We start from the raw sequence: 10,688 nt of genomic DNA, 5'->3' as shown, positions 1-10,688 counted from the left end.
CGGTGATGACCAGAGCCAGCGCAGTCCCGGACAGGAGCAGCAGGGCAGGAGCGGGAGCGGCGAGCGGGTTGACCCTCAGGGTGCCGCTGCCGGACTCCACCAGCGGCGACCGGTACAGCAGGAACTGCCAGAGCGAGAGCGCGGTCGCAGCAACGAGCAGCGCCAGCACGCCGAAGGAGGCCACCCGTGCCGTACGCGCTGCATCTCCGCCCGGACTGTGCTCACGCAGAGCGTCGAGCACCGCAACCGCGACGAACACCAGCGCCGTGATCCCCGCGCACAACACCGGCACGCTCCAGCTGGCCGAGGCGAACTCACCCATCCCCTCGACATACTCTGTCTCACTGCCGGTGGAAAGCAACGGACCCAGCACGACGGCGGCAACCCACCCGAGCAGGCAACCCGCGACGGCCAGCGGCACCACTTCGAAAGCGGCGACGGCGGCGCGCTGACCCGTCGTGGAGCCGCGGGCACTGATCAACTTGTCCTCCACAGCACGCGTATCGGCCAGGAGCCGCGCGAACTGCACCACCGTCACCGCACTCAGCGCCACCAGCAAGAGCAGGGTAATGGGAAGGACAGCCCGGACCGACTGCGTTGCATCCGCCGCGGAAGCCAGCAGGCCGGCGAGCTCACCGGACGGGATCACGCCGCCGTCGTTGATTGCTGGATCGCCGCTCAGCCGCTGCGGCAGCTGACGCAGCCCCTCAGCCAGCCGGGACAGCTCCGCCGCTGAGACCGAGTCCGCATCCACCGTAAACACCCACTGGACTTTCGGCTCACCACTGAGCGCAGGAATGGTCTGCGGAGGAACGACGACGGCGGTGGGCACCGATTCCGCGCCCTGGACGGGCACCGGGTCGAGGAAGGCGGCGTCCGGGCCCACGGGATTCAGGGTTGCCACCAGCTCGAGCCGGACGGTTCCCTCAGCACCCTCCACGGCGAACGTGTCACCCACGGCGAGGCCGAGGGATTCCGCGGTCGAAGCCTCCAGGGCAGCGGGAATGGGGCCCGTTCTGTTGAGTTCACTAGCGGCACCCGAGGTGAGTGGTGCGAGCGAGCCGGCTGCCGGCGTCGTCGTCGGTGTCCAGCCGACCGGCAGGAAGGTGAGGTCAGCCGGGAGGTTGGTGGCGCTGCCGCCGGAGGGCACCAGCGGGCGGGGCGGTGAATACGGTGCGGTGGAGATGGCGAGGCCGTTGGGAAGTCCCAGTTCGACGAAAGCGGCTTCGGCGGCTGCCTGCTGCGCAGCGGCGTCGTCAGCGATGGTGGTGTGGATGCGGAAGAAGCCCTGCGCGCCGGAGGCTGAGGCCCCGGAAGCTGAGGCGAGGGAGCGCAGTGCCTCCGTTGCGGCCAACTGGGTGAAGCCGCTGATGCCGGCGAGGACCGCCGTCAGCATTGCGAGGGTCAGCGCAATAATGGCCAGAAGGCTGCGGCGGGCGGCAGAACGGCGCGACGCAAGTTGGACCAGCCGCACTCTTCGCCCTACCCCCTTGATGAACCTCCTGCCATCCTATGCTGATGGGTATGGCTGACGTGTTTTGACCCGGGGGTCACGTCCGCGCTAACCTTGAGAGTCGTTGTGCGTATCCCATCTCGATATGTCCATGCCCGCGTGCGGCTCAGTTGCAGAGCTACCTGGTCCGCGGATATGGCCGAGAACCCAGGGATCACCGGTGTAGCTTTCAGTCCTCACCTGAAGTTCCGGTAACGCATGCATCAGCTGCGTTGGCATCTGGAGGTCATTCTCCACGTATGCCGGCGTCACCGTAGAACAAGAAACGAAGGCAAAAACCGTGCGTACGTACACCCCGAAGCCCGGCGACATCAACCGCCAGTGGCACGTCATTGACGCCACCGACGTTGTCCTAGGCCGTCTTGCCAGCCAGACCGCAACACTGCTGCGCGGAAAGCACAAGCCGACCTTTGCCCCCCATATGGATATGGGCGACTTCGTCATCATCATCAACGCTGAGAAGGTTGCCCTCACCGGCGCCAAGCTCGAACAGAAGCGTGCCTACCGCCACTCCGGTTTCCCGGGTGGCCTGAAGTCCGTCAACTACGCAGAGCTGCTGGAGAAGAACCCGGTACGCGCTGTGGAGAAGGCCATCAAGGGCATGCTGCCCAAGACCTCCCTCGCTGCCCAGCAGATCGGCAAGCTGAAGGTTTACCGCGGTGCAGAGCACCCGCACGCGGCCCAGCAGCCCCAGACTTTCGAAATCACCCAGGTCGCTCAGTAGTCCTGGCCACCACAGACTAAGAATCACTCAAGGAGAACCGTGGCTCAGAACACTGAAGAGCTGAATGAACCAACCGAGGAGCTCACCAGCTACACCTCGGAATCGTCGGCCGTCTCGGACGCGCCCGTCAAAGAGCGCCCCGCGCTGACCGTCGGCGGCGCCGCTGTGGGCCGTCGCAAGGAAGCTGTTGCACGCGTCCGCGTCACACCGGGAAGCGGCAAGTGGATTGTCAACGGCCGCGAGCTGTCTGACTACTTCCCCAACAAGCTGCACCAGCAGGAAGTCAACGATCCGTTCAAGCTCCTCGAGCTCGACGGCGCGTATGATGTCATTGCACGCATCCACGGCGGTGGCCCTTCCGGCCAGGCCGGTGCACTGCGCCTCGGTGTTGCCCGCGCGCTCAACGAGATTGACCGCGAGAACAACCGCCCCGCCCTCAAGAAGGCAGGCTTCCTGACTCGTGACGCCCGCGTCATCGAGCGCAAGAAGGCCGGTCTCAAGAAGGCACGCAAGGCGCCTCAGTACTCCAAGAGGTAAAAATCGCCTACCCCAGGAATACCGCTGGCGCGTTATTCCTGGGTCCCCTCGGCGATTTTTCGCTCTTGGCTCCACAAGCGCTGATTTCACCAGCTTCACCCGTTACGCCCGCTCGGCTGCTGCCGGGCGGGCGTAACGCTTTAACAGCGTTCTTCGACGCTTCCCGGGTGCGGGACTTTTCTCCCTTAGGATGAACCACGATGACTAGATTATTTGGGACCGATGGCGTCCGCGGTCTGGCGAACGGCCTCCTCACCGCAGAACTCGCTTTGCAGCTTGCCCAGGCAGCGGCCGTGGTGCTGGGGCATCGGCAATCCGATGGCAGGCGCCCCACCGCCGTCATCGCGCGGGATCCGCGTACCAGTGGCGATTTCATTGCCGCTGCCGTGGAAGCCGGCCTGGCGAGTGCCGGCGTCGACGTTTTTGACGCGGGCGTCCTTCCCACACCGGCCGCGGCTTTCCTCGTTGCTGACCTGAACGCTGACTTCGGGGTCATGATCTCCGCCTCCCATAACCCGGCGCCGGACAACGGCATCAAGTTCCTGGCGCGCGGCGGCAAAAAGCTCGACGACGCCCTCGAAGATGCGATCGAATCCGAACTCCTCGCACCCCGGCACCGCCCCGTTGGGCCGGACGTCGGCCGCATCCAGCGCTTCGCCGATGCTGAGGACCGCTACGTGGTCCACCTCCTTCAGTCACTACCGCACCGGCTCGACGGCCTCAAAGTGGTGCTGGATTGCGCCAACGGCGCGGCCAGTGGCTGCTCACCCCAGGTGTTTTCCGACGCCGGCGCGGACATCGTGGTTATCGGCGCTGACCCCGACGGTAACAACATCAACGAGGGCTGCGGTTCCACCCACCTCGAAATGCTGCAGGCCGCGGTGCTGGAACACGGCGCAGACCTCGGTATTGCGCACGACGGCGACGCCGACCGCTGCCTCGCCGTGGACCACGAGGGCACCGTGGTGGACGGCGACCAGATCATGGCGATCATGGCAGTTGCCCTCAACTCGGCCGGGCGCCTGAAAGACGGCACACTGGTGGCCACCGTGATGAGCAACCTCGGCCTGAAGCTCGCTCTGCGGGAAGCCGGAATCACCTTGCGTGAGACTGCGGTGGGGGACCGCTATGTTCTTGAAGGCATGCGCGACGGCGGCTTCAGCCTCGGCGGCGAACAGTCCGGACACGTCATCTTCGCTGACTACGCAACCACTGGCGACGGCGTTCTGACCGGCCTGCAGTTGGCGGCGCAGGTCGCGTTGACCGGCCGCAGCCTCAAGGAACTGTCGACCGTCATGACCAAGCTTCCCCAGGTGCTGATCAACGTCAAGGGCGTGGACAAGTCGAGTGTGAACAGCGACGACGAGGTGCAGCGTGCGGTCCGCGACGCCCAGGAATCCCTCGGGGAAACCGGCCGCGTACTGCTGCGCCCCTCCGGCACCGAGCCGGTTGTCCGCGTGATGGTTGAGGCCGCCGACATGGTTACGGCCGAGCGCACTGCCGAGACCCTCGCCGGGATTGTGCAACATCAGTTGGCGCTCGAACCCGTTTAGGCCTCCCTGCTCCGTCTAAACATGGATAGCGGATTGACTATTCATGTTTAGCGGGTGAAACATGAACAACATGAAGCATGTTCTGGGTTCTGCGGCGAGCCGGTAACCGGATGTGGCCAGCGCATAATTACGAGAAGCGGCCGTGGAGGTCTTCCGGGAGACCGCCGCGGGAGGATCGGCTCTTCGCGGAGGTGGTGGTATCCCTGCCGCCACTGATCGCCGCTCAGGATTACTACCCGGAAAAGGACACACTGGTCGCGCTGGAGGAGGCCGCCGTTGCTGTCGCTTCCCTGGACGCTACTTCCGGCGCACGCATGGCGGCGATCAGCGGTTTTCTCCTCAGGAGCGAGTCTGTCTCTTCCTCGAAGATTGAACATGTGGAAGCGCCACGGGATGACTACGCGCGGGCAGCAATCGGGATTAAAGCCAGCGCGAACGCCCGTTCAATGGTCGCTGCCACAGACGCCATCCAAGCCATGATCGACGGAGCCGGCTCCACGGGCACGATCTCGGTGGATCAGATATTGAAGGCGCACCACCTGCTCAGGAAGGACGATCCGGTCGACTTCACGTACGCCGGCCGCTTTCGCGATGTCCAGAACTGGATCGGCGGTTCTGACTACTCTCCGCGCAACGCCATTCATGTTCCCCCTCCGCCGGAACTCGTCGACGACCTCATGGCCGACCTGATTGTATTCAGCAACAGGGTCGACCTGCCGGTCATAGCCCAGGCAGCCATTGCACACGCGCATTTCGAGTCCGTGCACCCATTCACCGACGGCAACGGCAGGATCGGGCGTGCCCTCATCGGCGCTGTCTGCCGCCGCCGTCGGCTGACCACCGGGACCGTTACCCCCATCGCTTCCGCCATGGTCGCCGACGTTCAGCAGTACTTCGATCTGGTCAATGCCTACAGAACCGGCAATGTCGACCCGTTCGTGAAGTACCTGGCGGTCTCGGCGGTAAGGGCGACTGACGCAGCCCGCGCATCGATTGCCGAGCTGGAAGAGCTACCCGGTATCTGGGAGGAAGCCGCAAAGCCTCGGCGCGGTTCAGCTGATGAGAAAATCATCGCTGCCCTGCTGGAGCACCCGGTCCTCGAAGCGCACACTGCTGCCCACATCGCAGGTGTCACCCTGAACGCCGTCTATGCCAGCTTGGATCGGCTGACAGAAGCCGGAGTAATCGCCCCCATTACCCGAAGCAAGCGGGACCGAGCCTGGGCGGCGACCGAGGTGCTCGACGAGGTTGATCGGCTGAACGCGCGCTTGGCAGGCAAGTAAGGTACGGCAGTAGCTAGACGGAACGCTGTTTGAGGCTGTCGCGGATCTCGGTCAGGAGCGCAACCTGCGGGTCAACCTCTTCGACCTTCTCCTCCAGGTTCAGTTTGCGGTCGCGCCGCTCGATCAGCTTGTTCATCGGCATGACGATCACGAAGTAGACAGCAGCGGCGATCAGGAGGAAATTCACGACGGCGGTGAGGAACATCCCGAACAGGATCTCGTTGCCGTTGATGGTCACCTTCGCAAAATCGTCGAAGTTGGGTGCGCCGACCAGCGCTGAAATCAAGGGCATGAGGACGTTCTCGACGAGCGACTTCACCACCGCCCCGAACGCGGCACCGATAACCACGGCAACAGCCAGGTCAATGACGTTGCCCTTCATGATGAAGTTTTTGAATCCGTTGATCATGGGTTCAGCCTACGGGAAGATTTGCGCAGATCAGGTGAGCCCGACGGGCGTGCAAGTCGCGCGAGCTGCGCAAAAGTTCGGGGTACATCAGTAGCCGGGCGCCGGTGGCAGGTTGAAGTACTCCTCGAGGGTTGCCACACCGTCCTTCCGCATGGCCTGCGCCAGCTCAACGCCAACGTACCGGTAATGCCAGGCCTCGCCGGAGAACCCGGTGATGCCCTCCGCCCCCAACGGATACCTCAGGATGAACCCGAACCGGTGCGCGTTGGCTGCCATCCACTGACCTGCGGCAGTGTCGGCGAAGCAGGAGGAGAGGGTGCACGCGCCGTCGTCCTGTCCCACATCGAAGGCGAGCCCCGTCTGGTGTTCGGAGAACCCGGCGCGCGCCGAGATGCGGTCAGCTGCTGCCGTGTCACCGCCGTACTGCGCCACCCAGTGTTCATAGGTCGAGACCTGGTCCTGGAAGGACCGGTACCCGCTGACCAGGGTGAGGCTCACGCCGTCGCTCGCTGCAGTTGCAAACATCTCCTCCACAGCGGCAGCGGTGTCACCACGCAGCAGGGCATTAGGCTCGGCCACGGCCAGCGGGACCGCGGGCAGTACCAGACCGGAAGGAAAGTAGTCGATCGGGTTGATCGGCCGTTGCTTGTTGACGACGACGCTCACCGAGGTTGGGTCGCCCAGCTCGGTTGGCTCTGGAGGCGGTGCAGCAACTGGAGGCGGCGGAGAGGGAGAAGCCGCAACACTCGGCGCGGCGGTGGGTTGCGCTGGTGGCGTCTCGGGGACCACCGACGGAGCAGAAGTTTCAACGGGAGCGGGTGCACGCTGTCCCGGGGCGGGAATGGTGCCGGGGGTCTGGGACACGGCCGGAGAAGGCGGAACTGAAGAAGCGGGCGGAACCGATGACGCAGGCGCGGAGGCGGGTTTGTCCGCTGCAGGTGGCGGCGTACCGCAGGCTGACAGCGCGACGAGGAGCACCGCCGTCGTCATCCAGCTGGATGGGGTGCGGTGCCGCCGGGGTTTCGTCAGGTTTTTCGTAGCAGCATTCTTCGGATCGAGTGGTCGGCTTCCTTGGTGAGGACCAGGGTGGCGCGGCCGCGGGTGGGAAGGACATTGGCCTTCAGGTTCGGCTCGTTGATGCGGTGCCAGATGCCAAGCGCGGTCTCGCGGGCCTCCTCGTCGGTGAGTGAGGCGTACCTGTGGAAATACGACTCCGGGTTGGCGAAGGCGCCGCTGCGCAGCGACTGGAAACGCTGGACGTACCACTCCTCAATATAGGAGGTTTTCGCGTCCACATAGATAGAGAAATCGAAGAAATCGCTGAGCGCGAGGCCGGAGCGCCCATCCGCCCTCATGCGCGCCGGCGCAAGGACATTCAGGCCCTCCACAATCAGCACGTCTGGCCTGCGCACCACCACTTCACGACCAGGCACGATGTTGTAGGTCAGGTGCGAATACCAGGGGGCGCGGACCTCCTCGGCGCCGCTCTTGACCTCACTGACGAAGCGCAGCAGCCGACGGCGGTCGTAGGACTCCGGGAAACCCTTCCGCTGCATCAGGCCGCGCCGTTCCAGTTCCTCGTTGGGGTAGAGGAAGCCGTCCGTGGTGATCAGCTCAACGTTGGGGGTGCCGGGCCAGCGGCGAAGGAGCTCGCGCAGCACGCGGGCAGTGGTGGACTTGCCGACCGCCACCGAACCGGCAACGCCGATGACGAACGGCGTCCGCGTGGTGGTCTCACCGAGGAAGGTATTGGTGGCGGCATGCAGTTCACCGGCGGCGGCTACATAGAGCGAGAGCAGCCGGGACAGTGGAAGGTAGACCTCGCGCACCTCGTCAAGGTTGAGGGCGTCTCCCAGGCCGCGCAGACGGAGGATGTCCTCGACGTTGAGCGGCGACTCGATCTCATTGGACAGCCGCGACCACGTCTGACGCTCGAGTTCAACGAACGGGGTGACACCGGCATCCACCGTCGCTGTGGGCCCGGTACCGGGAGATTGCTCACTCACCCTGTGAATTCTGCCCCCTGACCAGGACATTAACAAACGGATAGCGGCCTCTCCGGTGAGCTGCACCACGCATGAACTTCGCGGCGCAAAGGAAGGAGTGCTCGGCAGGTACGCTTAAGCCCATGTGTGGAATCGTAGGATACGTAGGCCGGAACAACGGCGCATCACTGAACAGCGCGGTACTCGAGGACGTCGATTCAAACGGCAGTCACGGCGCCCTTGACGTTGTCATGGAGGGCCTGCGCCGGCTCGAATACCGCGGCTATGATTCCGCGGGCGTTGCAGTCCTGACGGAATCCGGCATCCAGTCGCGCAAGAAATCCGGCAAGCTGACCAACCTTATTGCCGAGCTTCAGGAAGCGCCCCTTCCTGATTCACTGACGGGAATCGGCCACACCCGCTGGGCCACCCACGGCGGCCCGACAGACCAGAACGCACACCCCCACCTGGCCGACGACGGCCGGCTGGCGATGATCCACAACGGCATCATCGAAAACTTCGCAGAACTCAAGGCCGAGCTTCTCGACGCCGGTGCCACCTTCATCTCCGACACCGACACCGAGGTTGCCGCCGTACTGCTGGGCAGCATCTACCGCCGTCTGGCGGACGCCGACGCCGGTTCAGGTTCCGGTTCCGAGGACACGCTGACCCGGGCAATGCAGGAAGCCAGCCAGCGCCTCGAAGGCGCCTTCACGCTGCTGGCCATCCACCAGGACGCCCCCGACGTCGTTGTGGCCTCTCGCCGCAACTCGCCGCTGGTTGTGGGCCTGGGCGAGGGCGAGAACTTCCTCGGCTCAGACGTCTCGGGCTTCATCGACTTCACCCGCCGCGCGGTTGAGCTGGGCCAAGACCAGGTGGTCACGATCACCCCGGACGCGGTTTCGATCACCGACTTCTTCGGCGCTCCCGCCGAGGGTAAGGAATTCCACGTCGACTGGGACGCCGCCGCAGCGGAAAAGGGCGGCTACGACTCCTTCATGGAGAAGGAAATCAATGACCAGCCCGACGCCGTTGGGCAGACGCTGCTGGGCCGCACCGACGCCAAGGGAAACCTGGTGCTGGACGAGCTCCGCATCGACGAGTCAATCCTGCGCTCGGTGGACAAAATTGTTGTCCTTGCCTGCGGAACCTCCGCCTACGCCGGCTCGGTGGCCAAGTACGCCATTGAACACTGGTGCCGTATCCCCACCGAGGTGGAGCTCTCCCACGAGTTCCGCTACCGGGACCCGATTGTCAACGAGAAGACCCTCGTGGTTGCCATCTCCCAGTCCGGCGAGACCATGGACACCCTCATGGCGGTCCGCTACGCCCGCGAGCAGGGTGCCAAGGTGGTTGCCATCTGCAATACCAATGGGTCCACCATCCCGCGTGAATCGGACGCCGTGCTGTACACCCATGCCGGCCCGGAAATTGCAGTCGCGTCCACCAAGGCGTTCCTTGCGCAGATCACCGCCGCCTACCTGCTCGGTCTCTACCTTGCCCAGCTGCGCGGCAACAAGTTCCGTGACGAGATCAACGCCGTCCTGAGCGACCTCAATGAGATGCCCGCCAAGATCCAGCAGGTGCTCGACAACGCGGATGCCGTCAAGAAGCTCGGCCGGGACATGGCAGATGCCAAGTCTGTGCTCTTCCTGGGCCGCCACGTCGGGTTCCCGGTGGCCATGGAGGGCGCGCTCAAGCTCAAGGAACTCGCTTACATCCACGCCGAGGGTTTCGCTGCCGGTGAGCTCAAGCACGGCCCCATCGCGTTGATCGAGGAGGGCCAGCCTGTCGTCGTCGTGCTGCCGTCCCCGCGCGGCCGCGACTCCCTGCACTCCAAGGTGGTCTCCAACATCCAGGAGATTCGCGCCCGCGGTGCGGTCACCATTGTGATTGCCGAGGAGGGCGACGAATCCGTGGCAGCGTTCTCCGAGCACGTCATCCACGTGCCGCAGACCTCCACGCTCCTGGCGCCCCTGCTCACCACGGTTCCGCTGCAGATCTTCGCCCTTGAACTGGCATCAGCCAAGGGTTATGACGTTGACCAGCCCCGTAACCTGGCCAAGTCCGTCACGGTCGAGTAGGCGCCGATGATCATCGGTATCGGCGTAGACGTTGTGGACGTAGCCCGGTTCGAGCGCCAGGTCGAGCGCACACCCGGGTTGCGCGAGCGCCTGTTCGTTGCGGCGGAGCGCGGGCTCAACACCCGCTCGCTGGCCGCTCGCTTCGCCGCGAAGGAAGCTGTGGCCAAGGCGCTCGGAGCACCGGCGGGCATGAACTGGCAGGACTGCTGGATAGGCCTCGACGCCAACGGCAGCCCCACGGTCCAGGTTTCCGGGACGGTCCAGGCCGTTGCGGATGCACGCGGAGTGAACCGCTGGCACCTCTCACTCAGCCACGACGGCGGGGTAGCAACCGCCATGGTGGTTGCCGAGGGGGAATATCCGGGGGCCACCCGGTAGGATTCTAAGCATGCTTAGTGCTTATACCGGGAATCAGGTCCGGGCAGCGGAATCCCCGCTGCTCGAGGCGGGTCTCGGCGGTGAGCTGATGCAGCGTGCAGCGTACGGGCTCGCACAGGCCTGCGCAGCCGAGCTGCAGGTAACGGGCGGCACCTACGGACGCGCCGTCGTCGTACTGGTTGGCAGCGGCAACAACGGCGGAGACGCGCTCTACGCCGGCGC

Annotated in this window: 10 protein-coding genes and 1 pseudogene; 7 read left to right on the top strand and 4 right to left on the bottom strand. The window is 64.7% G+C overall.

Annotated features, from left to right (window positions below; all coding sequences use genetic code 11):
- Positions 1 to 1,474 (bottom strand): annotated as a pseudogene (locus P4U43_RS16435) (hypothetical protein); the annotation flags it as partial.
- A gap of 319 nt (positions 1,475 to 1,793) precedes the next feature.
- On the opposite strand from P4U43_RS16435, the gene rplM reads away from it, so the two are divergent.
- The 4 genes from rplM (at position 1,794) to P4U43_RS16415 (ending at position 5,610) form a co-directional block, all read left to right on the top strand.
- Entirely contained in the window at positions 1,794 to 2,237 is a 444-nt protein-coding gene (rplM, locus tag P4U43_RS16430; RefSeq protein WP_056544112.1) for a 50S ribosomal protein L13, read from the top strand.
- A 39-nt stretch (positions 2,238 to 2,276) separates the two neighbouring features.
- Positions 2,277 to 2,774: a 30S ribosomal protein S9 gene (rpsI, locus tag P4U43_RS16425; RefSeq protein WP_056544114.1), complete on the top strand. Its 498-nt coding sequence runs from the start codon at positions 2,277 to 2,279 to the stop codon at positions 2,772 to 2,774.
- Positions 2,775 to 2,974: 200 nt separating this feature from the next.
- Positions 2,975 to 4,327 carry a phosphoglucosamine mutase gene (gene glmM / locus P4U43_RS16420; RefSeq protein WP_277359692.1) on the top strand — a complete coding sequence of 451 codons (1,353 nt, stop codon included), beginning with the start codon at positions 2,975 to 2,977 and terminating at the stop codon, positions 4,325 to 4,327.
- Positions 4,328 to 4,521: 194 nt separating this feature from the next.
- Positions 4,522 to 5,610, top strand: coding sequence for a Fic family protein (locus P4U43_RS16415; RefSeq protein WP_277359691.1), 1,089 nt, complete (start codon positions 4,522 to 4,524; stop codon positions 5,608 to 5,610).
- 13 nt (positions 5,611 to 5,623) lie between these two features.
- Here P4U43_RS16415 and mscL read toward each other — a convergent pair whose 3' ends face one another.
- From mscL to coaA, 3 genes are all read right to left on the bottom strand, one after another.
- Positions 5,624 to 6,019: a large conductance mechanosensitive channel protein MscL gene (mscL, locus tag P4U43_RS16410; RefSeq protein ID WP_277359690.1), complete on the bottom strand. Its 396-nt coding sequence runs from the start codon at positions 6,017 to 6,019 to the stop codon at positions 5,624 to 5,626.
- An 87-nt stretch (positions 6,020 to 6,106) separates the two neighbouring features.
- Complete coding sequence (locus tag P4U43_RS16405) at positions 6,107 to 6,883, bottom strand: M15 family metallopeptidase (protein ID WP_277359689.1); 777 nt, start codon at positions 6,881 to 6,883, stop codon at positions 6,107 to 6,109.
- A gap of 161 nt (positions 6,884 to 7,044) precedes the next feature.
- A complete protein-coding gene (gene coaA, locus P4U43_RS16400) occupies positions 7,045 to 8,055 on the bottom strand; it encodes a type I pantothenate kinase (protein ID WP_404800763.1) in 1,011 nt (336 codons plus the stop codon).
- 92 nt (positions 8,056 to 8,147) lie between these two features.
- Here coaA and glmS point away from each other — a divergent pair, with 92 nt between their 5' ends.
- From glmS to P4U43_RS16385, 3 genes are all read left to right on the top strand, one after another.
- Positions 8,148 to 10,088: a glutamine--fructose-6-phosphate transaminase (isomerizing) gene (glmS, locus tag P4U43_RS16395; RefSeq protein WP_277359687.1), complete on the top strand. Its 1,941-nt coding sequence runs from the start codon at positions 8,148 to 8,150 to the stop codon at positions 10,086 to 10,088.
- Positions 10,089 to 10,094: 6 nt separating this feature from the next.
- Positions 10,095 to 10,466 (top strand): holo-ACP synthase, encoded by a 372-nt coding sequence (locus P4U43_RS16390; protein WP_277359686.1) that lies wholly within the window; start codon positions 10,095 to 10,097, stop codon positions 10,464 to 10,466.
- A 10-nt stretch (positions 10,467 to 10,476) separates the two neighbouring features.
- On the top strand, positions 10,477 to 10,688 hold a 212-nt coding region (locus P4U43_RS16385; protein WP_277359685.1), incomplete at its 3' end, for an NAD(P)H-hydrate epimerase.

The organism is Arthrobacter vasquezii, assembly GCF_029455255.1.
GTDB lineage: Bacteria > Actinomycetota > Actinomycetes > Actinomycetales > Micrococcaceae > Arthrobacter_D > Arthrobacter_D parietis.
Note: the sequence above shows the minus strand (reverse complement) of the source record. Positions and strands in the feature narration are given on the sequence as shown.